The organism is Sanguibacter sp. A247, from assembly GCF_052324925.1.
GTDB lineage: Bacteria > Actinomycetota > Actinomycetes > Actinomycetales > Cellulomonadaceae > Flavimobilis.
Genome location: NZ_JBQPRE010000002.1, coordinates 752,805 through 776,876, shown reverse-complemented (window position 1 = coordinate 776,876; position 24,072 = coordinate 752,805). Strand labels below are relative to the sequence as shown.

Genomic DNA, 24,072 nt, shown 5'->3' with positions numbered 1-24,072 from the left:
CTACCGGCGATTCTCCGCACCGCACCAGACGGCGACACGCGAGCAACGCGAGCCGCCCTCGAACGCTCCGGCACGGCACACCGTCGCCCGAGCGCCGCTCAAAACGGACAGAACCCCTCACCCAGAGCCCCGCAGGGCTCTCGACGAGAGGTTCTGTCACTACGACCGGTGAAGATATGTCACCAGTCCACTGTCGGGGTGACAGGATTTGAACCTGCGACCTTCCGGTCCCAAACCGGACGCGCTACCAACCTGCGCCACACCCCGCGGCCACGCATGACGTGGTCCGTCGAGAATCATAGAGGGTTCCTGTGAGCCTCGGTGCCACCGTCCAGCTCACGGCCTGCTAATCTATCCGTCGGCCCCGTTACGGCGAGGCTTCGCGGATGTAGCTCAATGGTAGAGCCTCAGTCTTCCAAACTGATTACGCGGGTTCGATTCCCGTCATCCGCTCCACTGCGCACCGGGTGCACCGCCACGTGGCCAGCCTCACGGAATGGCCGCCGGACGCCGCGCGTTCCCCAGGTATGACCGCCACGTTCGATGTCCCTGGGAGTGGTGCGTCCGCGACCGATCGTGGCCTGCGCGACGTCGTCGTCGTGGGCGCTGGCCAGGCCGGTCTCTCCGCTTCTTTCCACCTTCGACGCCTCGGCGTCGCGCACATCGTCCTGGACGCGGGTGAGGGCCCCGGTGGCGCGTGGCGGCACCGCTGGCCGTCGCTCACCTTTGGCGGGGCGCACGGGATCGCCGACCTCCCCGGACTGCCTCTGGGTGTCCCCGACCCGAGCGAGCCTGCGAGCGCTGTCGTCGAGCGTTACTACGGTGCGTACGAGCAGACCTTCGACCTTCCCGTCGTTCGGCCCGTCCGCGTCACCGCGGTGACGTCAGGGCCGCAGCCCGACGGTCCCCTCACTGTCGAGACCGACGCGGGCACGTGGCGTGCGCGCACGCTCGTCAACGCAACCGGGACGTGGGACCGTCCTCACTGGCCGTACGTTCCCGGCCGTGAGACGTTCCAAGGGCGCCAGATGCACACCCGGGACTTCTGGACGGTCGAGGAGATGCGCGATCACGACGTCGTCGTCGTGGGTGGCGGAACATCGGCGGTCCAGCTGCTGCTCGAGCTGGACGGGGTCGCGCGCTCGTCGACGTGGGCAACCCGGCAGCCACCCCGGTGGACAGCCACACCTTTCGACCCCGCGTGGGGTCGCGACGTCGAGCGCAGCGTGCGCGAGCGCACGCTCGCGGGGCTGCCGACGCTCTCGGTCGTCGCCGCGACGGGCCTCCCGCTCACCCCGACGTACCGTCGCGGGATCGAACGCGGAACGCTCGTCTCGCGCGGCATGTTCACGCGCGTCGTGCCCGACGGAGTCGTGTTCGACAATCCCGACGGCACCTCGCGCACCGTCCGAGCAGACACGATCGTGTGGGCAACCGGCTTCAGGCCCGCGATCGGCCACCTCACTCCGCTGCGGCTCCGTGAGCACGGCGGCGGCATCCGCACAGACGGCACGGTCGTCGACCGCGACCCCCGCATCTTCCTTGTGGGTTACGGGGCCTCCGCCTCAACTCTCGGCGCAACCCGCGCCGGACGGCGAGCGGCACTCGCCGCCGTCCGGCGTCTTGCGGGCTAGCGCAGCTGCGCTTCTGTGAACGCGTCCGACGGCCGCGCCGCGGGCGAGCCCGGCACGTCCGACGAACCTGCATCCGCGAGGTCGTTCGTCACGCCCAGAGCTTGCGTCCGCTCGAGGCTCGCCGCCTGCGTCGTCCGCCACCATGTGGCGATCCGACGACGCTGCCAGACGACAACACCTGCGAGCGCGAGCACGAGGAGCCCGACGACCGCGTTGCGCACGAGCCCCGCAACCGTCGTGCCCGTGACGTCCGCCGTGACGTAGGACGCGTGACCGCCCTCGTCGACCCACGTGATGGTCCGGCCGTCAGCCTTCGCTTCAGCGCCCCAGACGGTCCCTCCGACCTCGGCCTTCGCGCCGAAGGGCAAAGTGACCTTGACGTGCATGCCCTCGGTGGGTGCCGTCGAGAGTCGCTCGCCAAGGTCGAGCGAGAAGCGCAGGCCGAGGTCGATCGCGAACAGCGACCCCTCGTCGCGAGCCGAGTAGTCGATGCCCGAATAGGCGTCGAGCCGCTCCTCGAGCTCCTCGGCCGTGTCACCCTCGATCGTCACCGTGACGCGCGTCGTCGTACCGTCGTCGGTGCGGGCGAGCGTGCCTGCACCGTCGTCGGGCCGCAACGCGGACTCGATCGCCGCGCCGTCACCCGCCGCAGTCGTGGGGAGCGCGAACACGAACGTCGCGGACCCAGCACCCGAGCGTGCGACGTCGAGCGTCGCATCGACGCGCGTGACGGTGAGCGGAACCTCGTAGACCGACGGCTTGCCCTCGCTGTCGCTGCGGACGTACGCGAGGCCGTCGATCTCGTCGAGGACCCAGTGGTCACCGGCCTGCGCCCACTCGGCCGGCACGACGTGCTGCGCGCGCAGCCCGCTGAGGTTCGGCGAGCAGGTCGTCCCGCAGGTCATCGTGTCGACGACCTCGACGACCTGGCCCTTGGGTCCCTGGCTCTCGGTCCACGACCACACGCTCCCGGTCGTCCCCAAGAGCTTGTCCGTGCCCGCCGCGATCGCGGCAGCGTCACCCGAGAACGTCACGGTCCACTGGTGGTCGCCGTCCTCGTCGGACGGTTCAACCGTGGCCCCGGCCGGGGCCAGGGCCGCAAGCGCTGCGTCAAGCCCCGCGGCGTCGGCTGCGTACGTCTCGGCAGGCACGCTGAGGACGGCGACGCGTGAGAAGCCGACCTCGGCCTGCGACGTCGTCACCTCGACCCGGCGCACACCGTGGTCCTCCATCTCGGAGACGCGCAGGTACGAGCCGGTCTCGTGCTCCGTCTCCCCCACCTTCGCGACCGTCGTTCCGTTCTCGACGGCGGCGTCGGCGGCATCCTGCTCGACGAGCTTGTCAGCGAGCAGACCCTTGCCGACCCATCCGAGCAGGTCGGCGGACGTGAAGTTCTCGCGCAGCGAGGTCCCGCGCAAGAACGCGGTCGCGGAGATCGTGTGCTCAATCTCCGGCACGATGTCGGACCCCGACGCCGTGAGAAGCTCCGTGACCTTCGTCGTGTAGTCGGTGACGTCCGTGAACGCGAGCGTCATCGTCGCGACGTAGCCGTCGTCCGTCTTCGTCACCTCCGACATCGTCAGCGGCGCAGGCAGGTGGGCCCGGACCGACTTCTCGATGGCCTTGACACCGCCCTTGACGTCCTCGACGTCAGCCTCGGAGAGCGTGAGCCGCATGACGCGCTCACCCGACCCGTTGTTCCCGAGCACGAGAGTCGTGTCGATCCGCGCGCCACAGGCCGAAAGGACGACGAGTGCCGCGACCGCGAGCAAGGCCGCGAGCGACCGTCGGCGCGTCGACGCCTGGCGTCCCGCCCTCACGTGAGCGAACCCACGATGACGACGTTGATGAGGATCGCAGCGATGACCATGAGCGCGATCGCCGCGAGAGTGAGCATCGCGTGCGGCACGAGCAGGCTCTTACGTGCCTCAGGAGCGAGACGGTTGAGGCCCACATAGATGAGGCCCTCGCTCACGATCGTGTACGGGACCCAGAAGACGAGCGCGACGAACGACAGGACCGCAGCGATCCCGGCGCCCGGCAGAAGATTGAGGACAGCGAAGACCGCGAGCGGGATCGTCGCGACGCTCCACGCCGTCGCCCCGAGGTCCGCGGTCGTGCCGAACGGGACGACGACGCCACGCAGCCGCAGCGTCCACCCGAGCGCAAGCGCACGGATGACGCCGATCACGACGACCCCGAAGGTCACCGCCAGCACCATCCCGAGCAGAGCGCCGAACGGCACATCGAGGGAGGCCGAACCGAAGCCACGCGACGCTCCTCGTGACAGGCCACCGAGCAGCGCGTCGAAGATCCCCGCAGTCGTCTTCACGGCCTTGGCCATCGACGTCGCCGCGATGATGCCGAGCAACAGGCCCGTCGCGACCTGCACCGAGAGCCACCACACCCAGCCGTTGCCCGCACGGTCACGCACCGTGGCTCCGAGGCGGAGGGCACCGACGCTGTCGCCGCGCCACACCGTGAGCGGCACGTCACGCAGCGCGAGAAGCGCCTCACGGAACCCGGACGCGCCCACGGGCGGCAGGGTCCCCGCGGGTGCGGCGCCATGCTCAGGCAGACCAGGAGCCGGGGGTGCCGACGCGAAGGTGGGATCGGTGGACGCGGCGGGCGCGGCGGGCGCGGCGGGCGCGACGTCGGGAGCCGGGGGCGCCGACGTGAACGCGGGCGCGGCGGGCGGTCCGGGCACGGCAGGCGGCGTGGGAGCCGGTGCCGGTGCGGGAGCCGGTGCTCCGGCAGGCTGCGAACCACTACCCCCGGGCACGGGTGGCGGGCCGGCAGGGGTGGGCGGGACAGAGCTGTCGGATGTCATACGTTCCTCCGTGGCGCGAAATCGTGCACGTGGCGAACCGCGGGGCCAACCTCGGTTGCAAGCGACGCACCTGGGGGACCCAGGATCGCCGGGCATACCCTAGCGAACCCGTATCGCCCGCGCACAATGCGTCGCCCCTGCTGGACGGCGTTGCTGCCGGTGTTCCGCACGGCTATCGTTGGTCGTGGCCGCCGGTCGGCGTCCGCCCCTGCGCGACCATGCTCGCGCCCAAGCCCGGGAGGTCGACGTGCTGCGCACCGCCACCGCCTCCCGTGCCCGCCGCACCGTTGCGGCCGACGCCTGCGCGCGTCCCTGCTGTCCCTGTCTGTAGAGCGCTGGCCTGCGCCGTCGTGCCTCGACGAGCAGCCCACCCGGGCATCGACAGCACCTCGATGAACCAGCGCTCGCCCCGACACGGTGACAGCTCCCGTCACCGCATCGCACCCTCCGGCCCCCGAGGTCCGGGCACAGACCCTTGCGCGGCCCACCGCGCTCGACCCAAAGAGGAACACATGGCACGCATCTACGACGACGTCACAGCTCTCGTCGGCAACACCCCGCTCGTCAAGCTCAACCGACTCGCCGAGGGCGTCGGTGCGACCGTCGTCGCCAAGCTTGAGTTCTACAACCCCGCGAACTCCGTCAAGGACCGCATCGGCGTCGCGATCATCGACGCGGCAGAGGCGTCCGGAGACCTCACCGCCGGCGGCACGGTCGTCGAGGCAACGTCGGGCAACACCGGGATCGCGCTCGCGATGGTCGGTGCCGCGCGCGGCTACAACGTCGTCCTGACGATGCCCGAGACGATGTCGAAGGAGCGCCGCGCGCTCCTGCGCGCCTTCGGCGCCGAGCTCGTCCTCACACCCGGCTCCGAGGGCATGAAGGGCGCCGTCGAGAAGGCCAACGAGATCGCGGCAGCCCGGCCCGGTGCCGTGCTCGCGCGCCAGTTCGCCAACGCGGCAAACCCCGAGGTCCACCGTCGTACGACTGCCGAGGAGATCTGGGCCGACACCGACGGCGCGGTCGACATCGTCGTCGCGGGCATCGGGACCGGCGGCACGATCACGGGCGTCGGACAGGTGCTCAAGGAGCGCAAGCCCGACGTGCAGATCGTCGCGGTCGAGCCCGAGGAGTCCGCGATCCTCAACGGCGGCCAGCCGGGTCCGCACAAGATCCAGGGTCTCGGCGCGAACTTCGTCCCCGAGATTCTCGACACCGACGTCTACGACGAGGTGTTCGACGTCAACGCAGACCAGGCGATCGTGACGGCGCGGCGCGCCGCGACCGACGACGGTCTCCTCGTCGGCATCTCCTCGGGAGCCGCGATCTACGCCGCGCTCGAGATCGGCAAGCGCCCCGAGAATGCCGGCAAGCTCATCGTCGTCATCGTGCCCTCGTTCGGCGAGCGCTACCTGTCGACGGTGCTCTACGCCGACCTGCAGGACTGACACCTTCCCCGGCGGCGCGCACGCGCGCCGCCGGGGTCCGCACCACCACTCCGGAAGGAGCGCCGTGGCCCTGCCACGCCGCGCCTGGTCGATCCTCCGTGAGGATCTCCAGGTCGCCCGCGACCGAGACCCCGCTGCCCGCACGCGGCTCGAGGTTGCACTCGCCTACCCTGGCCTCCACGCACTGTGGGTGCACCGGGTGAGCCACCGCATGTGGCGCAACCCCCTGCTCCGCCTGCCCGCCAGGCTCATCTCGCAGATGAGCCGATCCGTGACGGGCGTCGAGATCCATCCGGGTGCGCAGCTGGGGCGACGCCTCTTCATCGACCACGGCATGGGCATCGTCATCGGCCAGACAGCCGTCGTGGGCGACGACGTCCTGCTGTTCCACAACGTCACGCTCGGCGGCCGGACCATGACGCACGGCAAGCGTCACCCGACGGTCGGCAATCGCGTCGTCGTCGGCGCGGGCGCGAAGATCCTCGGCCCAGTGTGGATCGGTGACGATGCGCAGATCGGCGCGAACGCGGTCGTCGTCAAGGACGTCCCCGCGGGGGCCGTCGCCGTCGGCGTCCCCGCCCAGATCCGGCTCGCGACGCCGAGCGAGGCCGCCGAGCGCAACCGTCGCGTGCTCGAGGACCCGTCGCAGGCTATCGAGTACATGATCTGAGCGGGCCGTAGCGCGCACCACCAATACCTGAGACCCTGGGTCCTGGACAACTTCGGGCGACGGCGCCCGAACCACGCCCCGGGGAGACCCCATGCGTCTCGGCATGCACCTTGGCTACTGGCCCGCACGACCGCCCGCAGGAGCCGCCGACGCCGTGCGCGCGGCCGACGCAGCCGGCCTCGACTCCGTCTGGACCGCAGAAGCCTACGGCTCCGACGCCCTCACCCCCCTCGCATGGTGGGGCTCGGCGACGCACAACGTCCGCCTCGGAACCGCGATCGCCCAGATGTACGCCCGCACCCCCGCGGCCACGGCGATGGCCGCCCTCACACTCGACCACCTCTCAGGCGGACGCTTCGTCCTCGGCCTCGGCGCCTCAGGACCCCAGGTCGTCGAGGGCTGGTACGGCCAGCCCTACCGCAGGCCTCTCGCCCACACCCGCGAGTACATCCAGGTCGTCCGCGACGTCCTGCGCCGCGAGGCCCCCGTCACCGCCGACGGCGACTTCATCCGCCTGCCGCTGCCCGCACCCGCCGAACCTCTTGGCCGTGACGCTCCCCGGCGCGCGCGCGACGCCGAACCCACCGGCCTTGGCAAGGCCCTGCGCTCGACGGTGCGCCCCCTGCGCGCCGACCTGCCGATCCACCTCGCAGCCGAGGGGCCGCGCAACGTCGCGCTCGCAGGCGAGATCGCCGACGGGTGGCTGCCCGCGTTCTACGCGCCCCGGCTCGACGCCGAGCTGCGCGCCCCGCTCGAGGAGGGACTCGCGCGACGCTCCGGATCGCTGCGGCCGCGTGAGAAGTTCGAGGTCTGCGCGTCCGTTCCCGCCGTCGTCCGCGACTCGATCGACGAGGCCGCCGACGTCGTGCGTCCCCACCTCGCCCTCTACGTCGGCGGCATGGGGGCCCAAGGCGCGAACTTCCACCTCGACGCTGTCGCACGCCTCGGGTACCGCGAGGTGTGCGAGGAGATCCAGAGCCTCTACCTCGCGGGCCGCACCGACGAGGCGGCGGCAGCCGTTCCTCTTGAGCTCGTGCAGGACGTCGCTCTGGTCGGCACGGTCGACGATGTCGCCGCGCGCCTGCGCGACTGGGAGGCGACCGCGGTCACGACCATGCTCCTCCAGAGCGACCCGACGACGTGGCAGGCCCTCCTCTCCCCGACCTCCCCCCTCCTGCCCGCGCGGCCCGCCGAGTGACCGCGAGGTGCCCGGAGGCGGATGGAGCACTGGGGCGCAGGGGCCCGGGACAGATGACGCGCGATGAGGATGGGGCGGGGTGAGGCTGCGGGGAAACACCTCGGGCGCCCGGCCCCTGGGGGTCGGGCGCCCGAGCGCTCTTGCGTCGCGTCACGGTGCCCGGACCGGCGGTTGTCATCATCCCGGTCGTTGAACCGTCCCGAGCTGTTCGGGACCGTCACCATGCTGCACTCGGACCGTGGGCTGGTCCGGGCCATCCGACCCGGGCAACCACACGCCGATGCGTCCCGAACCTCCCGTGCGACGCTGACGGAGGAACTGACGCCCAGCGCGGCAAGCGCACCGCGGCCTTCCCGTGAGGGCGGCACACGTGCGACTCGTCGCTGTCACCCTGTCCAACAGGGCGACCCACGAAACTATTCCCCAACCCGCCCGGTGACGTCCATCTCTTTTCTGAGAGGCGTGCCAGCCCCGGCCGCATGGCTCGCGCCACCAGCCAGTTCGCGCCCCGACTCGGCAGCAGCGACGAGCGCCCTGAGGTCCGCGCGCGCCCGAGCAAGATCGACGCGCCCGCCCCCACGGATGGGGCAGCCCTCCTCACGCAGGAGGGCGAGCGCCTCCGCACGCTTGTGCGCGGGCGGGTCACCGTCGGCCCTCACGACGCGCCACCACGCAACCGCGCCCCCGCCCTCCCGCAGCGCCGTCCCGACGAGCCGCGGCCCGCCACGGCCCAGCATCGAGACGACGACCGCCGCGACGTCGCCGTACGTCGTCGCACACCCGGGCGGGACAAGGTCGACGACGTCGAGCACCGCGTCAACGTACTCCGTGTCCACGGGGCGAGGGTACCGCGCACAGCGTTATTCCCTCGCGGGCGCTGCATGCCGGTGACAAGGTGAACCCATGAGCCTCCCCGACGGTTACCGCTTCCAGCCGCTCGACGATTCCTTCCGCGCGGCCGCGTTCGAGCTCGACCTCTGGTCCTTCCCGTCGGGAACAACTCCCGAGCAGTGGGCGCAGACGGAGTTCCCCATGGACTGGACACGGTTCACGGGAATCGTGCCCGACGCCCCCGACCCCGCCGCCGTCCCGATCGACGGGGCCGCACCCGCAAGCAACGAGCTCGTCGCGCTCCACGGCTCCTACGCGTTCGACCGCTTCCCCGTTCCCGGCGCCGAGACGCCCGTCGGAGGCCTCACGTGGGTCGGCGTGCACCCGCAGCACCGCCGCCGCGGGCTCCTGCGCGCCATGATCCTTGCGCACCTCAACGACTGCGCCGAGCGCGGCGAGACCATCTCCGCGCTCTTCGCCGCCGAGGCCGGGATCTACGGCCGGTTCGGATACGGGCTCGCGGCCTACGACGTGCGACTGACGATCCCCCGCGGCTCGCGGTTGCACCCCGTCGCCGGCGCAGGCACGCACTCCGTCCGGATCGAGATCGCCGACCCCGATCGCCACGGAACCCTCGTCGAGTCGGTTCACCGTGAGGCCGGACGGCACCCGCTCGGCGTCACCGGGCCCCACGGCGCCCTGCTCAACCGTCCAGGCTGGGTGGGTCGCGACGACCCGCACCTCGCGCGCAGGCTCCTGCTCGACGACCCGCTGGGACGCAACGGCAAGGAAGCCCGCCGCATCGTCGTCGTCGAACGTGACGGTGAGCCGCGCGGCTACGCGACCCTGCGCCGCGACGTCACGTGGGCCGACGAGGGACCCCGCGGGAACGTCCAGCTCGGTGAGGTCGTGGCGCTCGACGCCGCCGCAGCGCACGACCTGTGGACCGTTCTGCTCGACCTTGACCTCATGGCCACGACGACAAGCTTCCTCCTGCCGCCTGACGACGCGATCCTCGGGCTCCTCGTCGACCCCCGCGTAGCCGCCACGAAGCGAGCGGACAACGTGTGGGTGCGGCTCGTCGACGTCGCCGGCGCGCTCGCAGCGCGCCGCTACCAGGCGGACGTCGACGTCGTGCTCGCGGTGAGCGACACCGTACGGCCGCAGAACACGGGGTCCTACCGGGTGCGGGCCACGGCGTTTGCCGAGCCCGAGGTGACACGGACAGACGACGTGGCCGACCTGCGGCTCGATGTCGGGACGCTGGGCGCTGCCTACCTCGGCGGCCAGACCCTCGCGGCCCTCGGCCTCGCGGGGCTCGTCACCGAGGTGCGCGCGGGCGCCCTCGCGTCGGCGTCAGCTGCGTTCGGCTGGCCCGTCGCACCCTCGGCGTCGCACGTGTTCTGAGGCTGCGTCGGCAACGGACGCGGGGGTCGCGCCGCACGTCACAGGCGACGGGAGACGGGTGACGAGCGCTCAGCGCTGGAGCTGGGGTGCCTCAGGCCTGGCAGGACGGGCACCAGAAGAGCGTGCGCCCCGCCGCGTCGCGCACGAGGACGACCGCCCCGCAGACCCGGCACGCCAACCCTTCGCGGTGGTAGACGTAGAACGACTCCTCACGCGGGACGACGCCTGGATCGTCGTCGGTGTTCTGCCGGACTCGACGCGGGTCCATACGCCCGAGCTCATGGCCCAGGCCGCGGTGCTCGGGGCGCGTCGTGACGATGCGGCCCGTGGCCACACCGTCGTTCATGAGGACGACGAGGTCGTCCCAGATCGCGCGCAGCATCTCGCGCGGGACCGCGCTGCCCCGCGTCGCCGGGTTGAGCCCGGCCCGGAAGAGCACCTCGGCCCGGTAGATGTTGCCGACACCGGCGACGACGGACTGGTCCATGAGGAGGAGGCCCACCTCGGAGCGAGACCGCACGACCCGGTCGACCCATCGTTCGGGGTCCGCGTCAGGCCGCAACGGGTCAGGCCCGAGGCGGCGCAGGACCGCGGCGACGCCGTCAGCGTCGAGAACCTCGCACGCCGAAGGGCCCGTGAGGTCCGCGACGGCGTGGTCGCCGAGGACTCGCACCCGCACCTGACCGCGCGGCGCAGGCGGGACGAAGCCGTCGCCGTCGGGCGCGTCTGCGCGCGCAACCGTCGAGATCGGGACGGGCGTAGCCAGCGCGGGCAGCGCGTGCTCACGCTCCCCGACCCGGCGCCGCGGTGCGCCGATCGCATGCACGACCGACGTCGAGGAGTCGCCCGCAAACGTCCACGACCCGTACAGGCCCAGGTGGACGCGGAGCCACGTGAGCTCGTCCATCGGCACGCGTGCGCGTGCGTCGGCCGTGGCCGGAGCCACACGAGCGAAGCCCGCGAACATGTGCTTGCCCCACGCCTCGGACCGGACGAGCGTGAGGCCGTCGAGCCGCTCCGCGCCTGCGGCAAACCGCCCCTGCGGGCTGCTCACACGCAACGCCTGCCCGGAGAAGAGCGCGTCGAACGTCCGCGCGAGGCGGTGGACGGTGTGCCCCTCAGGCATGACTCAGCGCGCGGACTCGTACGCCGCGAGCTGGTCGATACGACGCTGGTGACGCTCCGCACCTGAGAACGGCTCCGCGAGGAAGGCCTCGACGAACGTCGTCGCCTCCTCGATCGTGTGCTGACGCTCGCCGATCGCGATGACATTCGCGTCATTGTGCTGGCGGCCGAGCCTCGCGGTCTCGACACTCCACGCGAGCGCGGCGCGCACGCCGTCGACCTTGTTCGCGGCGATCTGCTCGCCGTTGCCCGAGCCGCCAATGACGACGCCGAGCGAGCCGGGCTCCGCGACGACTGCCTCGCCCGCGGCGATGCAGAAGGCCGGGTAGTCGTCCTCGGCGTCGTACTCGAACGCTCCGTGGTCGACGACGTCGTGACCCTGGGCAGCGAGGTACGTGAGGAGGTGGGACTTCAGGCCGAAGCCCGCATGGTCGGAGGCGAGGTGGACGCGCATGGGTCCATCTTGCCGTATCGGCGCTTGCGACGGGGCCACACCGCGCAGCCGTGCGAACCTCTCGGGACGCACAAAGTTGCCTCATCGTGACGCTGTAGTCATGGACCGCCCGTCGCAGGTCTGCTTCGCTGGTCACAGCCCTATCGGGGGCATCTTCTCTCGTCACCTGAACCGCCGGAGCCCACGATGGAACCACTCAAGGTCGCAGCGCTCGCCCTCGCCGTCCTCGCGGCGATCGCCGCAGCCGCGCTCGCCCCCCGGGCCTTCCGGCAGCGGACGTCGCTCGGGATGGCCACGGTCGTGGCCGCCGTCGCGCTCCTCGGCGGCGTCGGCTACGTCGTCGGCTCAGGCCTCGGCCTCTGGGAGAAGCACACGTCCGTCTTCGTCACGGCGCTCGACGACACGGCCGCCGACTTCTCCTTCGACGTCACGCACCGCCGCGTGTACGCCGGCGGCGACACGTACACGTTCCAGCCGGACGCGAGCGCAACCGAGCTGCTCGCGATCCTCAAGACCGCCTACCCGAGCGGCTCGACCGTCGACGGCGGCTCGCGGTTCACCGTCATCCACGCGGGCACGCGGTTCGACGTCAACGCCACGGACGACCGCACGTGGGCCGCGACCCGGGAGACGGTCCTGCTTGTCGACGGGAACACCACCTCGTTGCTCGCCTTCCCCCGCGACGCCGTCACGGGAGACACGTTGCAGGTCGGCGTCGCGACGTCTCTGCTCCTGCCCGCCGAGGCCGTCCGCACCGAGCTTGAGGCGCTCGGCGCCGAACGCGGTTCTGACGGCACGTTCACGGTCAGTGACACGTCCGGGAGTCGCATCAGGCTCACACTCACCGAGAGCAGCGTGACCGCTGCGTTCGCCAGCCGCGTCACCTCGGAGGCCGGGGCCGAGGAGGACACCGGGCACTGACGACAACGGCGTGGTTGTCCGTGGCCCGGCATAGGGTGAGCGTATGACGACCGACAACACCGCTGCGTTGCGCTCCGGGATCGACGCGTCGACGTTCGACGCCGACGTCCGCCCGCAGGACGACCTCTTCCGCCACGTCAATGGCCGCTGGCTCACGACGTACGAGATCCCCGCCGACCGTGCTCGCGACGGCGCATTCCGCGAGCTCGCCGACCGCGCGGAGGAGCAGGTCCGCGACATCATCCTCGAGGCTGGCGAGCGCGCCGGCGCCGAGGGCGTCGACGAGACCACGACAAAGATCGGTGCGCTCTTCGCGTCGTTCATGGACACCGAGCGCATCGCGACGCTCGGCACCGCGCCCCTCGCCGCCGACCTCGCACTCCTCGACGACGCCACGGACAAGCCCTCGCTCGCCCGTGCCCTCGGCGAGCTCCAGCGCACCGGCGCCGCCGGCGCGCTCGGCCTCTACGTCGACAACGACGCGCTCGACCCCGAGAAGTACGTCGTCTACCTCCTCCAGGCTGGCCTCGGCCTGCCCGACGAGGCCTACTACCGCGAGGAGCAGCATGCCGAGGCCCTCGCCGCCTACACCCCGCACGTCGCACGCATGCTCACGCTCGGCGGCATCGTCCCGGCCACCGACGCCGACGCGGCTGCCGCGCGCGTCGTCGCGCTCGAGACCGCCCTCGCCGGCCACCACTGGGACGTCGTCCGCGACCGCGACGCCGAGCTCACCTACAACCCCATGACGTTCGCCGAGCTCGCCGCGTCCGCACCCGGCCTTGACTGGAACGCCTGGGCCCAGGGGCTCGGCGCACCTGCCGGCGCCCTCGACGACGTCGTCATGCGCGAACCCTCGTTCGCGACCGGCCTCGCCGCCCTCTGGGAGCAGACCGACATCACCGACCTGCGCCTGTGGCTCGCCGCCCAGGTCGTCTCGTCGCGTGCCGCTTACCTCACCGACGAGCTCGTCGAGGCGAACTTCGACTTCTACGGCCGCACCCTCACCGGCGCCGAGCAGATCCGCGAGCGGTGGAAGCGTGGCGTCTCGCTCGTCGAGGGCGCCCTCGGCGAAGCCGTCGGCCAGGTGTACGTCGAGCGCCACTTCCCCGCGGGCAACAAGGCCCACATGGACCGGCTCGTCGCCAACCTCGTCGAGGCGTACCGCGAGTCCATCACCGGCCTCGACTGGATGGGTGAAGAGACGAAGGTCAAGGCCCTCGCCAAGCTCGACGCATTCACCCCGAAGATCGGCTACCCCGACCGCTGGCTCGACTACTCATCCCTCGAGATCGACGCGACCGACCTCGTCGGCAACGTCCGGCGCGCGAACGCATTCGAGACCGACCGCGAGCTCGGCAAGATCGGCAAGCCCCTCGACCGCGACGAGTGGTTCATGACCCCGCAGACGGTCAACGCCTACTACAACTCCGGCATGAACGAGATCGTCTTCCCCGCGGCGATCCTCCAGCCGCCGTTCTTCGACCCCGAGGCCGAGGACGCCGTCAACTACGGCGGGATCGGTGGAGTCATCGGCCACGAGATCGGCCACGGCTTCGACGACCAGGGGTCAAAGTACGACGGGGCCGGCCGCCTCGAGGACTGGTGGACCGAAGCCGACAGGACGAAGTTCGAGGAACGCACCAAGGCGCTCATCGAGCAGTACGACGCGTTCTCGCCTGCGCAGCTCGGCGACGAGCACCGCGTCAACGGGGCACTCACCATCGGCGAGAACATCGGCGACCTCGGCGGCCTCTCGATCGCGCTCACCGCCTACCGCATCGCGCTCGGCGGCGACCTCGCCTCGGCGCCCGTCATCGACGGGCTCACCGGCCTCCAGCGCGTGTTCCTCGGCTGGGGCCAAGTGTGGCGCACCAAGGCGCGTGACGCCGAGGCGATCCGCCTGCTGGCGATCGACCCGCACTCGCCCGCCGAGTTCCGCTGCAACGGCATCGTGAGCAACGTCGACGAGTTCTACGAGGCATTCGACGTCGCTGAGAACGACGCTCTCTACCTCGCACCCAGCGCGCGCGTCCGCATCTGGTGACGACACGACGGAGGGCTCGGCACCATCCGGTGCCGAGCCCTCCGTCGTCCGTCATCGTCGGTCAGACCGAGCGGCCGCCTGCCCGCGCGAGGGCGAAGCCGCGGCCCGTCGCGTCGTCCACGCACGTCATACCGGACTCCTCAGACGTGCACGTGAATCCGTACGCGGTCGAGGACTGTCCGTAACCGAGCACGTTGACGTTCGAGCCGGCCTTCTTCGGCTTGTCCTTCTTGGGGACGCACGGGACGTCGACCTTGCCGGTGACGTCGACGGTATAGACGAAGCCGACCGTGCCGTCGCAGCCGTCGACGGGCGCAGGCTTCTGCGCGAGGGACGCGATGCCGCAGCGCGCGCCCTCCGCCGTGATGTCGCACATGATGTTGCCCGACGGTGCGGCGAAGCGCTGGTCCGTCCCAGCGGGCCGTGCGGCGGTCGTCGCCGGGGCTCCCGGCTGCGAGCTCGTCGCCGACGCCCCGGATGGACCGGCCGCGGGCGACGCCCCGGGACGCTCGGGGCCCCCTCCGCCACCGAGAACGATGATCGCGGCGATCACGACGCCCAGGACCAGCACGACGTCGATGATGATGAACGCGATGAGGCCGGGGCCGAGCGGACGCTTGACGGGCTGGCCTGTCGGGATCGGGATGGTCATGCGGTCGCCCCCTCGCCCTCCTCCGGCCTGAGGATGGGACCGGACGTCCGCGTCCGCTTGAGCTCGTAGAACCCCGGGACCTGCGTCATGAGGACGAGGCCGTCCCACAGGCGCAGCGCATCCTCGCCGCGCGGCGCGGGCGTGACAACGGGCCCGAAGTAGCCGACGCCGCCGATCGCGACGACGGGCGTCCCAACCTCGTCGCCGACAAGGTCGATCGCGCTCTGGTGCGAGGCGCGCAGTGCCTCATCGACGTCGGTCGTGTCCCACACGTCGAGCAGGTCGGGCTCGAGCCCAGCCTCAGCAACCGCGAGAGCGACGACCTCGCGGCGATCGGTGCGCTCCTCGACGTGGAACCGCGTGCCGATCGCGGTGTAGAGGCCGGGGAGAACCGCGTCACCGTGCCGCTGCGCGGCCGCGATGAGCACGCGGACGGGCCCCCACGACGCGTCGAGCATCTCGCGATAGTCAGGCGGCAGGTCCCGGCCCTCATTGAGGACCGAGAGGCTCATGACGTGCCATCGAATCTCGATGCCACGGAGCTCCTCAACCTCGGTGAGCCAGCGCGAAGTCATCCACGCCCACGGGCAGGCGGGATCGAACCACATGTCAGCGACGGTCGTCGCGGTGTCGTCGTGCATGGGCCCATCGTAGGTGCGAGGCCGTGAGAACACACCGTGGACGCCCATCTCATACCGCACGGACGGCGCTGTGCCACCCCATATGCCCTGCGTGGATGTCGGTCGCGCGTGAAAGGATCGGAGCGGGCGCGACGAGCGTCCGGCATCGACGCCCCGATCGGGCGCCACCGCACTACCGAGGAGCATCAGTGCCCGGAGAGAACCTGACCCGCGCCGAGGCGATCGAGCGCGCGAGCATCGTCACGACGCACGCGTACGAGATCACGCTCGACCTCACGACCGGCCCGACGACGTTCGCGTCGACGTCGACAGTTCGGTTCGACGCCACCGCCGGTGCGTCGACGTTCATCGACCTCGTCGCACCCACGGTCCGCTCGATCACGCTCAACGGGCGCTCGCTCGACCCTGCCTCGGTGTTCGCCGACTCACGGATCGCGCTCGACGACCTTGACGCGACGAACGAGCTGACGGTCGTCGCCGACTGCGCGTACACGAACACGGGCGAGGGCATGCACCGGTTCGTCGACCCGGTCGACGGTGAGGTCTACCTCTACACGCAGTTCGAGGTCCCCGACTCCCGCCGCGTCTTCGCGGTCTTCGAGCAGCCCGACCTCAAGGCGACGTTCGCGTTCACCGTGACAGCACCCGAGGCCTGGCAGGTCGTCTCCAACGAGCCGACCCCGGAGCCCGTGCGCGAGGGCGGCACCGCGACGTACGCGTTCGACCCCACGCCCCGCATCTCGTCGTACATCACCGCCCTCGTCGCCGGTCCGTACTCCGTCATGCGTTCCGAGCTCACGAGCAGCGACGGCCGCACGATCCCGCTCGGCGTCTTCTGCCGCGCCTCGCTCGCCGAGCACATGGACGCCGACTACGTCTTCGACACGACCCGCCGCGGCTTCGAGTTCTTCGAGAAGTCCTTCGAGCAGCCCTACCCGTTCACCAAGTACGACCAGCTCTTCGTGCCCGAGTACAACATGGGCGCCATGGAGAACGCGGGCTGCGTGACGTTCACCGAGTCCTACGTCTTCCGGTCCAAGGTCACCGACGCCATCAAGGAGCGTCGCGTCGTGACGATCCTCCACGAGCTCGCGCACATGTGGTTCGGCGATCTCGTCACCATGCGGTGGTGGAACGACCTGTGGCTCAACGAGTCGTTCGCCGAGTGGGCCTCGACCCTCGCCACAGCCGAGGCAACCGAGTGGAAGGGCGCCTGGACGACGTTCGCCGCGATGGAGAAGTCGTGGGCCTACCGTCAGGACCAGCTGCCCTCGACCCACCCGATCGTCGCGGAGATCCGCGACCTCGAGGACGTTCAGGTGAACTTCGACGGCATCACCTACGCCAAGGGCGGCTCGGTTCTCAAGCAGCTCGCCGCGTGGGTCGGGCTCGAGGCGTTCCTCAAGGGCGTCGCCGCGTACTTCCGCAAGCACGCGTGGGGCAACACCGAGCTCAGCGACCTGCTCGTCGAGCTCGAGGCCGCGTCGGGCCGCGACCTCACCACCTGGTCGACGCTGTGGCTCGAGACCGCGGGCGTCAACACGCTCCGCCCCGAGATCGAGGTCGACGCCGACGGTGTCGTCACGAGCTTTGCAATCCTCCAGTCGGCACCCGCCGACTACCCGACGATCCGCCCGCACCGCCTCGCGGTCGGCTACTACACGCTCACCGACGACGGCGTCGTGCGCACGCACCGCGTCGAGCTCGACGTCGACGGCGAGCGCACCGAGGTCCCCGAGCTCGTCGGCACAACGCGCCCCGACCTCGTCCTCCTCAACGACGACGACCTCGCCTACGCGAAGATCCGCCTCGACGAGACCTCGCGGGCAGCCGCCCTCGAGCACCTCGCGCTCATCTCCGACCCGCTCGCACGCTCGCTCGTGTGGGGTTCATTCTGGGACGCGACGCGCGACGGCGAAGTTCCGGCAAGCGAGTTCGTCCGGCTCGTCCTCAACAACATTGCCGCCGAGACCGAGTCGACCACGATTCGCACGACCCTCGGCCAGCTCGTGCTCGCAGCATCGTCGTACGTCGCCCCCGAGCGACGCGAGCAGACCCTGGTCGCCGTCGGCGACGGACTGCTCGCCATGGCGCGCACGGCCGAGGCCGGCTCGGACTCCCAGTTCCAGTTCGTGAAGTTCCTCGCGCAGGTCGCGCGGACCGACGCCCAGCTCGACGCGATCGCCGCGCTGCGTGACGGGAGCGAGACGCTCGAGGGCCTCACGGTCGACACCGACCTGCGCTGGGAGCTGCTCATCGCGCTCGTCGCCGGCGGGCGGGCCACGGCAGCGCAGATCGACCACGCGCTCGCGTCGGACGACACCGCCTCGGGACGCCAGCAGGCCGCGCACGCACGAGCGGCGCTCCCCACGGTCGACGGCAAGGCCGCGGCCTGGGCGTCGATCGTCGACGAGGCCGACAAGCCCAACGCGATCATCCGCGCGACGGCGCTCGGCTTCAACCACGTCCTCGACACCTCGCTCCTCGAGTCGTTCATCGCGACCTACCACGACGCGCTGTTCCCGATCTGGGAGTCGCGGACGTACCACATGGCAGAAGAGCTCATCGAGGGGCTCTACCCGGCACCGCTCGCGAGCGACTCGCTGCGTGACGCGACGCAGGTATGGCTCGACGCGCACGCCGAGGGCACGGAGAAGGTTGCCGCGCCCGCGCTGCGACGCTTCCTCGTCGAGAGCCTCGCCGGAGTCGAGCGGGCGCTCGACGCCCAGAAGGTCGACGCACAGGCCCACGAGGCGCGCGTCTGACTGGCGCGCACGTCGGACTGACGTGCACGTCAGACGGGCGCGCACGTCGGACTGATGTGCACGTCGGACTGGCACGCACGTCAGATTGAGTCGCTGACAGGAGCGGCCTCGCACCCCATGGGTGCGGGGCCGCTCCTGTCTCTACTTCTGTCCCGCCCACACCCTGGGGTCGGATAGCCGATCGAGCCACTTCAGGTGTCTGGATCCTCTATCGACCACCGTGCCACTGCGCTCGATAGCCGATCCGCTCACCTTGCGTGACTCGATCGGCTATCGAGCTACCTCACACGGCTACAGGAGCGGCCTCGCACCCCATGGGTGCGAGGCCGCTCCTGTCTCGCCTTCTGCCCCTCCCACACCCTGGGGTCGGATAGCCGATCGAGCCACTTCAGGTGTCTGGATCCTCTATCGACAACCGTGCCACTGCGCTCGATAGCCGATCCGCTCACCTTGCGTGACTCGATCGGCTATCGAGCTACCTAACACGGCGTGAGGCGTGAGGCGTGGGACGTGGGACGTGGGGCGTGGGGCGTGGAGCGCGAGGCGTGGGAGGATCGTGCGCGTGGACGACGGCGCAGCCAGAGAGCAGAGCGACCCGCTGAGCACCCCCGTGCCCCGACGCATCCGCATCCACGGGACGTCCGGTTCGGGCAAGACGACACTCGCCCGGCAGGTCGCCGCCCGCACCGGGCTCGTGCGGATCGAGCTCGACGAGGTCTTCTGGGACACCGGCTGGCAACAGAAGGACCCAGTCGACGGGCGGTCGCTGCTACGCACACGACTCGCCGCCGCCGAGAACGGGCCCGGATGGGTCGCAGACGGCAACTGGCGGTCACGGGTGCTCGACCTGCTCAACGCCGCCGACACGATCGTCTGCCTCGACCTGCCGCGCCGGACGATCATGCGGCGCATCGTCGGGCGGACGCTCGCGCGTGGAATCACGCGTCGACCGCTATGGCACGGCAACCGCGAGCACTTGACCAACCTCGTGCGTCGGGACCCCGAGCACAACATCGTCCTCTGGTCATGGCGGACGTGGGCCGAGAACCGGGCGCGCTGGGACGAGCTCGAGGTGTCGGGCGCCCCCGTCGTCCGTCTCTGCACGCCGCGCGAGGTCCGCACATGGCTCAACTCGCTCCCCCACGACCCCCATCGAGCGACCCGCTCCCCTTGACAGGGCGGACAGCGTGCATCCGCCAGGTCGTGAGAGTCACGGCTAGTGGTCCGATAGCCGATCGAGCCGCTCCACGTGCGTGAATCGGCTATCGAGCGCTGGGAGCCTTTGCTCGATAGCCGATCCGTGCGTCTCATGGGTTCCGATCGGCTATCGAGCTCCGTGGTGGGGGGTGTCCGGGTGTCTAGGTGTCCGGGTGTCCCGGTGTCCCGGTGTCCGGGTGTTCTGGGGTGCGGGTGTTCTGGGGTGCGGGTGTTCTGGGGTGCGGGTGTTCTGGGGTGCGGGTGTCCCGGTGTCCCGGTGTCCCGGTGTTCTGGGGTGCGGGTGTTCTGGGTGCGGGTGTTCTGGGGTGCGGGTGTTCTGGGTGCGGGTGTTCCGGGGTGCGGGTGTTCTGGGGTGTCTAGGTGTCCGGGTGTCTAGGTGTCCCGGTGTCTAGGGGTGCGGAACGGCCCGCCTCCCCCGGAGGGGAAGCGGGCCGGACGCCAACGCTGCGATGGGGTCAGCGCTGGTTCATCGCCGCCGCCAAAGACTGCAGCCGCGGGTTGGTCATGAGGTCGTCGAGCAGGACCGTGACGCCATTGGGGTCGCCCAACGGAATCTTCCAGTTCGGGTACTCCTGGTCCGTGCCCGGCTGGTTCTGCGCCCGACGCTCACCGACCGCGTCCGCGAGCGAGACACCCAACAGCTTCGACGGAGTGAGCTTGATGAGGCGGTGCAGAGCCTCGACGAGCTCACGCTCCGAAGGATCGTCGCCGATGAGGCCACGCGCGGCAAGCAGTCGCACCATGTCCTCGCGCTCAGCCCGGGCCTCAGCACGCACCTCGTGCACCGGAGCCTGCAAGAGACCGAGGCTCTCACGCAGCTCGACGTGCTCACCCGCAAGGTAGCCAGCGGTCGGCGGCAGGTCGTGCGTCGTCACCGACGTCAGACCCATCGCCCGGTAGTGCTCAGGAGCGAGCGGACGACCCTCGTGATCCTTCTCGAACCAGAGGATCGACGTGCCGAGGATGCCACGATCCGTGAGGTAATCGCGCACCCAGCCCTCGAACGTCCCGAGGTCCTCGCCGATGACGACCGCACCCGCACGCTGCGCCTCGAGGCACAGGATGCCGATGATCGCGTCATGGTCGTAACGGACGTAAGCGCCCTCCTTGGCACCCGACCCCGCCGGGATCCACCAGAGACGGAACAGGCCGATGACATGGTCGATCCGGATCGCGCCAGCGTGCCGGAGCACAGTGCGGAGCATCTCGCGGTACGGCTGGTAACCCACGCGGGCGAGGCCCTTGGGGTGCCACGGGGGCTGCGACCAGTCCTGACCCTGCTGGTTGTACATGTCCGGAGGCGCACCGACCGAGGCACCCGTCGCAAGCGCATGCCGGAGCGACCACGCGTCCGAACCCTCGGGGTGAACACCGACGGCGAGGTCATGCATGATGCCGAGCGACATGCCGCCCGCCTTGGCCGCCGCCTGGGCGCCCGCAAGCTGTTCGTCCGCGATCCACTGCAGCCAGACGAAGAAGTCGACACGGTCGACAAGCTCGACGCGCAGCTCTGCGACCTCGGGGCTCGTGTGGTCCTTGAGCTCAACCGGCCACTCACCCGTCGGGTGCAGCTCCTTGATCGCGCACCACAGCGCGAAGTCCTCGAGGCCAGCGCCCTCGCGCTCACGGAACGCCGCGAGCTGCGCCTCACGCACCGCGGATCGTTCGACCGCGAAGACGACCTCGAGCGCTGAACGCTTGTGCGTCCAGGCCATGTCACGGTCGATCGGCCCCGCCGACGCATTGAGGGTCTGAGCCTCTTCGGCAGCCCACTCGACGAGCGAGCGGTCCGCAGCCGTGAGGTACGCAGCCTCCTCGACGGCCTCGGGCCGCACGTAGATCGGGTTGACGAAGCGTCGCGTCACCGGCAGGTACGGCGACGGCGTCATCGGAGCGGCGGGCTCGCCCGCGTGCACCGGGTTGATGAGCATGAAGTCGGCACCGAGCTCGTGGCCCGCGAACCAGGAGGTCTCCGCGAGGTCAGCGAAATCCCCCACTCCCCAAGAACGCGCCGAACGCACCGAGTACATCTGCGACATGAGTCCCCAGACGCGACCGTGCTCGAGGTTCTCAGGCAGGTGCAGCCGCTGCGGGGTGACGATGAACGTCGCGACGTGCTCACCGTCGGTCGACCGTGAGCGCAGCGTGTGCCAGCCGAGCGGCAGGTCGCCGGGGAGCTCGAACGCCGCGCGGCCGATCATGCGACCGTCGACCCGTCGGGGCGCGTCCCAGTTGTCGACCTGTCGCGCCTCGCGACGGCCGCCGCCGGCCTCCGGGTCAAGGTCGATCCACACGTCGACGGAGGCGCCGTCCGGCACGTGGACGGGAATCGTCACGGCCTGGCCCGCACGTGCGACGACCGTCGGCGGAAGGGGCTCTCGCCACGCGTCGTCGTCGACGTGCAGGAGCGCGAGCTCGACCCGCGTCGGGGTCGACGCGTCGACACCGAGCGCTCCGAGGACCTTGATGAGGGTCCCGGCGGCAACATGCCGCTCGGTGCCGTCGAAGGCCCAGTACTCGGTCCCGACCCCGCACGCACGCGCGAGGCGGAGGAGGGACTCTGATCGTTCAGCGTTGTCCACGGGTCAATCCTTGCAGATGAGTACGCGCTCTTGGCGGCCAGACGGCCCATCCCGGCTGGAAGTTTCTGTAATCTTACGTCGAGTCCGCGCCCAGGCCTACCACCACCTGCGACGACGAGCCGCAACTAGGCTGGGCGGCATGCACGACATCCTGCTCCGCTTCGCGACCGCGCCCGCCCCCTCGCCCACGAAGCCGTCGGTCGGTGACGAGCTCAGCGATGCCCTCACGACTCCCCCTGATCAGCGCAGCGGCTGGGTCGACTGGCTCGTCGGCACGCCACTACGCATCATCGTCATCGTCGCCATCGGCGTCATCACACTCGTGGTCCTTCGCCGCGTCATCACGACGTTCACCGAGCGCATCGCCCGCGAGCCCCGGACCGACCTCGGCGGCGCGCTGCGACGCGCCACGAGCGCGGTCGAGTCCGCGCGCCGCATCGGGCGCGCACGGACCCTCGGGTCTGTCCTGCGGTCAACGAGCTCGATCGTCGTCGGGTCGATCGTCGCCATGATGGTCCTCAACGAGCTCGGCGTGAACCTCGCACCCCTCCTCGCCTCGGCCGGCGTCGCGGGCGTCGCTCTCGGCTTCGGCGCCCAGAGCCTCGTCAAGGACTTCCTCTCGGGCATCTTCATGCTCTTCGAGGACCAGTACGGCGTCGGCGACACCGTCGACTTCGGCACGGTCGTCGGAACGGTCGAAGAGGTAGCCCTGCGCGTCACCAAGGTGCGCGACGCCGACGGAACCCTCTGGTACCTCCGCAACGGGGAGATCCTGCGCACCGGCAACCTCTCCCAGGGGTGGACGCGCGCCATGGCGGACTTCCGCGTCCCCTACGACGTCGACACCGACCTCGTGCGGACGCTGCTTACGCAGGCCGCAGAGGAGGCCGCGGCCGACGCCGACGTCAACTCCCTGCTCCTCGCACCACCCGAGGTCCTCGTCGTCGAGCTCACCGACGACTACCTGCTCTTCCGCGTGCAGACACGCACGTCCCTGGGCGACCGAGCGGTCGTCGTGCGCGCGCTGCAGTCGCGGGGGCTGGCCGCCCTCACCGGCGGCGGCATTCGCCTCATCACCGCGAACAGGCTCGTCGTCCAGCCTCCGGCCGCCTCCTGAACCGCACGAGCACCTGAACCGCGCGGGCCCAGACGGTGGTCGCGGACGCGTGCGGCGCCCGTCCCGGACGGGCGCGCGCCGCACGCGGGACGGCGCCGCGTCAGCGCCGCACGCCAGACGGCGCCACGTCAGCGCCGCACGCGGGACGGCGCCGCGTCAGCGCAGAGTCTCGAGCTCCTCGGCCAGGTCATCGGCCTCAGGGCCCACGATGACCTGGATGATGCGACCCGACCGGACGACACCGAACGCGCCCGTCTCCTTGAGGCCCGCCTCGTCGACGAGCGACGGGTCCGTCACCTCGACGCGCAGACGCGTGATGCACGGTTCAAGGTCGACGACGTTCGACCCGCCGCCGAGCGCGCTGAGGATCTGCTCCGCCTTGCTCATGGTGTTGTGCTCCTGATCGCTGGGTGGGGTGCGGACGCCCTCGTCCGGTCCCCTCAGCCTAACCCGCGCACCCCTCGTGCGACCGCGTAGCGAGCACACGGGACGTGCGCTTCACCACGCTCCTCGGCCACCCTCCCCCGCCGTC

Annotated in this window: 19 protein-coding genes and 2 tRNA genes; 11 read left to right on the top strand and 10 right to left on the bottom strand. The window is 70.6% G+C overall.

Annotation, left to right across the window (positions count from 1 at the left end; translation table 11 throughout):
* Positions 1–193: 193 nt before the first annotated feature.
* Positions 194–267: transfer RNA gene (locus tag ACTVCO_RS07655), tRNA-Pro, on the bottom strand.
* A gap of 115 nt (positions 268–382) precedes the next feature.
* Here ACTVCO_RS07655 and ACTVCO_RS07650 point away from each other — a divergent pair.
* Positions 383–456: transfer RNA gene (locus ACTVCO_RS07650), tRNA-Gly, on the top strand.
* Positions 457–527: 71 nt separating this feature from the next.
* Complete coding sequence (locus tag ACTVCO_RS07645; protein WP_443727798.1) at positions 528–1,634, top strand: NAD(P)-binding domain-containing protein; 1,107 nt, start codon at positions 528–530, stop codon at positions 1,632–1,634.
* Here ACTVCO_RS07645 and ACTVCO_RS07640 read toward each other — a convergent pair.
* Entirely contained in the window at positions 1,631–3,454 is a 1,824-nt protein-coding gene (locus ACTVCO_RS07640; RefSeq protein WP_443727797.1) for an LppM family (lipo)protein, read from the bottom strand. The two genes, ACTVCO_RS07645 and ACTVCO_RS07640, sit on opposite strands and share 4 nt — an antisense overlap.
* The gene (locus tag ACTVCO_RS07635; protein WP_443727796.1) at positions 3,451–4,341 is read right to left on the bottom strand and encodes a hypothetical protein; all 891 of its coding nucleotides are present in this window, start codon (positions 4,339–4,341) and stop codon (positions 3,451–3,453) included. Before ACTVCO_RS07635 ends, ACTVCO_RS07640 begins: the two co-directional genes overlap by 4 nt.
* Before the next feature lie 635 nt (positions 4,342–4,976).
* Between ACTVCO_RS07635 and cysK the strand changes: the two genes are divergently transcribed.
* The 3 genes from cysK (at position 4,977) to ACTVCO_RS07620 (ending at position 7,780) form a co-directional block, all read left to right on the top strand.
* A complete protein-coding gene (gene cysK / locus ACTVCO_RS07630) occupies positions 4,977–5,912 on the top strand; it encodes a cysteine synthase A (protein WP_443727795.1) in 936 nt (311 codons plus the stop codon).
* Positions 5,913–5,976: 64 nt separating this feature from the next.
* The gene (gene epsC / locus ACTVCO_RS07625; protein WP_443727794.1) at positions 5,977–6,582 is read left to right on the top strand and encodes a serine O-acetyltransferase EpsC; all 606 of its coding nucleotides are present in this window, start codon (positions 5,977–5,979) and stop codon (positions 6,580–6,582) included.
* Between the two features lie 91 nt (positions 6,583–6,673).
* Positions 6,674–7,780 carry an LLM class F420-dependent oxidoreductase gene (locus ACTVCO_RS07620; RefSeq protein ID WP_443727793.1) on the top strand — a complete coding sequence of 369 codons (1,107 nt, stop codon included), beginning with the start codon at positions 6,674–6,676 and terminating at the stop codon, positions 7,778–7,780.
* Positions 7,781–8,196: 416 nt separating this feature from the next.
* On the opposite strand, the gene ACTVCO_RS07615 is transcribed toward ACTVCO_RS07620, so the two are convergent.
* Positions 8,197–8,616, bottom strand: coding sequence for an MGMT family protein (locus ACTVCO_RS07615; protein ID WP_443727792.1), 420 nt, complete (start codon positions 8,614–8,616; stop codon positions 8,197–8,199).
* A gap of 67 nt (positions 8,617–8,683) precedes the next feature.
* On the opposite strand from ACTVCO_RS07615, the gene ACTVCO_RS07610 reads away from it, so the two are divergent.
* Entirely contained in the window at positions 8,684–10,018 is a 1,335-nt protein-coding gene (locus tag ACTVCO_RS07610; RefSeq protein WP_443727791.1) for a GNAT family N-acetyltransferase, read from the top strand.
* Between the two features lie 91 nt (positions 10,019–10,109).
* Here the strand turns inward: ACTVCO_RS07610 and ACTVCO_RS07605 are convergent, their stop codons facing one another.
* Together ACTVCO_RS07605 and ACTVCO_RS07600 are read right to left on the bottom strand one after the other, a co-directional pair.
* Complete coding sequence (locus ACTVCO_RS07605) at positions 10,110–11,144, bottom strand: Fpg/Nei family DNA glycosylase (protein ID WP_443727790.1); 1,035 nt, start codon at positions 11,142–11,144, stop codon at positions 10,110–10,112.
* A gap of 3 nt (positions 11,145–11,147) precedes the next feature.
* Positions 11,148–11,597 (bottom strand): ribose-5-phosphate isomerase, encoded by a 450-nt coding sequence (locus tag ACTVCO_RS07600; protein WP_443727789.1) that lies wholly within the window; start codon positions 11,595–11,597, stop codon positions 11,148–11,150.
* A 186-nt stretch (positions 11,598–11,783) separates the two neighbouring features.
* Here ACTVCO_RS07600 and ACTVCO_RS07595 point away from each other — a divergent pair, with 186 nt between their 5' ends.
* Positions 11,784–12,518: a hypothetical protein gene (locus ACTVCO_RS07595; RefSeq protein WP_443727788.1), complete on the top strand. Its 735-nt coding sequence runs from the start codon at positions 11,784–11,786 to the stop codon at positions 12,516–12,518.
* Positions 12,519–12,561: 43 nt separating this feature from the next.
* The gene (locus ACTVCO_RS07590) at positions 12,562–14,565 is read left to right on the top strand and encodes a M13 family metallopeptidase (protein ID WP_443727787.1); all 2,004 of its coding nucleotides are present in this window, start codon (positions 12,562–12,564) and stop codon (positions 14,563–14,565) included.
* Positions 14,566–14,626: 61 nt separating this feature from the next.
* On the opposite strand, the gene ACTVCO_RS07585 is transcribed toward ACTVCO_RS07590, so the two are convergent.
* Complete coding sequence (locus ACTVCO_RS07585; protein WP_443727786.1) at positions 14,627–15,217, bottom strand: hypothetical protein; 591 nt, start codon at positions 15,215–15,217, stop codon at positions 14,627–14,629.
* Positions 15,214–15,858: a mycothiol-dependent nitroreductase Rv2466c family protein gene (locus ACTVCO_RS07580; RefSeq protein WP_443727785.1), complete on the bottom strand. Its 645-nt coding sequence runs from the start codon at positions 15,856–15,858 to the stop codon at positions 15,214–15,216. Before ACTVCO_RS07580 ends, ACTVCO_RS07585 begins: the two co-directional genes overlap by 4 nt.
* 188 nt (positions 15,859–16,046) lie before the next feature.
* Between ACTVCO_RS07580 and pepN the strand changes: the two genes are divergently transcribed.
* Together pepN and ACTVCO_RS07570 are read left to right on the top strand one after the other, a co-directional pair.
* Positions 16,047–18,623, top strand: coding sequence for an aminopeptidase N (gene pepN / locus ACTVCO_RS07575; protein WP_443727784.1), 2,577 nt, complete (start codon positions 16,047–16,049; stop codon positions 18,621–18,623).
* A gap of 562 nt (positions 18,624–19,185) precedes the next feature.
* Positions 19,186–19,797: an AAA family ATPase gene (locus tag ACTVCO_RS07570; protein WP_443727783.1), complete on the top strand. Its 612-nt coding sequence runs from the start codon at positions 19,186–19,188 to the stop codon at positions 19,795–19,797.
* 499 nt (positions 19,798–20,296) lie between these two features.
* Here the strand turns inward: ACTVCO_RS07570 and malQ are convergent, their stop codons facing one another.
* Positions 20,297–22,423, bottom strand: coding sequence for a 4-alpha-glucanotransferase (gene malQ, locus ACTVCO_RS07565; RefSeq protein ID WP_443727782.1), 2,127 nt, complete (start codon positions 22,421–22,423; stop codon positions 20,297–20,299).
* A 139-nt stretch (positions 22,424–22,562) separates the two neighbouring features.
* Between malQ and ACTVCO_RS07560 the strand changes: the two genes are divergently transcribed.
* Positions 22,563–23,540 carry a mechanosensitive ion channel family protein gene (locus ACTVCO_RS07560; protein ID WP_443727781.1) on the top strand — a complete coding sequence of 326 codons (978 nt, stop codon included), beginning with the start codon at positions 22,563–22,565 and terminating at the stop codon, positions 23,538–23,540.
* 156 nt (positions 23,541–23,696) lie between these two features.
* Here ACTVCO_RS07560 and ACTVCO_RS07555 read toward each other — a convergent pair whose 3' ends face one another.
* A complete protein-coding gene (locus ACTVCO_RS07555; RefSeq protein ID WP_443727780.1) occupies positions 23,697–23,927 on the bottom strand; it encodes a glucose PTS transporter subunit EIIB in 231 nt (76 codons plus the stop codon).
* Positions 23,928–24,072 lie beyond the last annotated feature (145 nt).

Excerpts from the sequence above, each read along its gene's own strand:
- ACTVCO_RS07595 (WP_443727788.1), top strand. The coding sequence starts at position 11,784 with ATGGAACCACTCAAGGTCGCAGCGCTCGCCCTCGCCGTCCTCGCGGCG.
- ACTVCO_RS07590 (WP_443727787.1), top strand. The coding sequence starts at position 12,562 with ATGACGACCGACAACACCGCTGCGTTGCGCTCCGGGATCGACGCGTCG.
- cysK (WP_443727795.1), top strand. The coding sequence starts at position 4,977 with ATGGCACGCATCTACGACGACGTCACAGCTCTCGTCGGCAACACCCCG.
- ACTVCO_RS07555 (WP_443727780.1), bottom strand. The coding sequence starts at position 23,927 with ATGAGCAAGGCGGAGCAGATCCTCAGCGCGCTCGGCGGCGGGTCGAAC.
- ACTVCO_RS07560 (WP_443727781.1), top strand. The coding sequence starts at position 22,563 with ATGCACGACATCCTGCTCCGCTTCGCGACCGCGCCCGCCCCCTCGCCC.
- ACTVCO_RS07605 (WP_443727790.1), bottom strand. The coding sequence starts at position 11,144 with ATGCCTGAGGGGCACACCGTCCACCGCCTCGCGCGGACGTTCGACGCG.
- ACTVCO_RS07585 (WP_443727786.1), bottom strand. The coding sequence starts at position 15,217 with ATGACCATCCCGATCCCGACAGGCCAGCCCGTCAAGCGTCCGCTCGGC.
- ACTVCO_RS07600 (WP_443727789.1), bottom strand. The coding sequence starts at position 11,597 with ATGCGCGTCCACCTCGCCTCCGACCATGCGGGCTTCGGCCTGAAGTCC.
- ACTVCO_RS07645 (WP_443727798.1), top strand. The coding sequence starts at position 528 with ATGACCGCCACGTTCGATGTCCCTGGGAGTGGTGCGTCCGCGACCGAT.
- ACTVCO_RS07580 (WP_443727785.1), bottom strand. The coding sequence starts at position 15,858 with ATGCACGACGACACCGCGACGACCGTCGCTGACATGTGGTTCGATCCC.
- ACTVCO_RS07610 (WP_443727791.1), top strand. The coding sequence starts at position 8,684 with ATGAGCCTCCCCGACGGTTACCGCTTCCAGCCGCTCGACGATTCCTTC.
- ACTVCO_RS07620 (WP_443727793.1), top strand. The coding sequence starts at position 6,674 with ATGCGTCTCGGCATGCACCTTGGCTACTGGCCCGCACGACCGCCCGCA.